Source organism: Massilia atriviolacea (assembly GCF_003953935.1).
In the GTDB taxonomy this organism is placed as follows: domain Bacteria; phylum Pseudomonadota; class Gammaproteobacteria; order Burkholderiales; family Burkholderiaceae_D; genus Telluria_A; species Telluria_A atriviolacea.
On sequence record NZ_RXLQ01000064.1, the window covers coordinates 1 to 738 of the forward strand.

Genomic DNA, 738 nt, shown 5'->3' on the forward strand with positions numbered 1-738 from the left:
GGCGTGGGGCGCTTGAACTTCCAGCGCTGGGCGTATTCGCGGAAGGCGAAGTCGAACAGCTCGCGCCCCAGCACCGTTTCGCGCAGCACGTTCAGGGCAGCCGCCGGCTTGGCGTAGGCGTTGTTCCCGAACTGCAGCAGCGACTCCGAATTGGTCATGATCGGCACCTGGTCGCGCGAACGCATGTAGTCGACGATGGTGCGCGCTTCGCCGCGCGACCTGGGATAGTCTTCTTCCCACGCGTTCTGCGCCAGGCCCTGGACGAAGGTGTTCAGGCCCTCGTCCATCCAGGTCCACTGGCGCTCGTCGGAATTGACGATCATCGGGAAGTAATTGTGGCCCACCTCGTGGATGATCACCCCGATCAGGCCATACTTGGTGCGCTTGGAGTAGGTCAGTTCGCCCGTCTTCTTGTCCTTGCTAGGGCGCGGGCCGTTAAACGAAATCATCGGATACTCCATGCCGCCGACCGGGCCATTGACCGAGATCGCCGCCGGGTACGGATAGTCCAGCGAATACTTGTTGTACTGTTCGATGGTGTGGACGATGGCCTGGGTCGAATACTTCTCCCACAGCGGATTGCCTTCTTTGGGGTAGTAGGACATCGCCATCGTGTCGGTGCCGCCCTTCTTGTAGCCCTGCGCATCCCAGATGAATTTGCGGCTGCTGGCGAAGGCGAAATCGCGCACGTTCCTGGCCTTGAAGTGCCAGGTCTTGCTGGCGCTGGCGCGCGACTTC

Annotated in this window: 1 protein-coding gene; it reads right to left on the minus strand. The window is 61.4% G+C overall.

The window, feature by feature from the left end; translation table 11 throughout:
- Positions 1-738: M1 family aminopeptidase (locus tag EJB06_RS31545; RefSeq protein ID WP_164558109.1), on the minus strand; the 738-nt coding region annotated here is incomplete at both ends.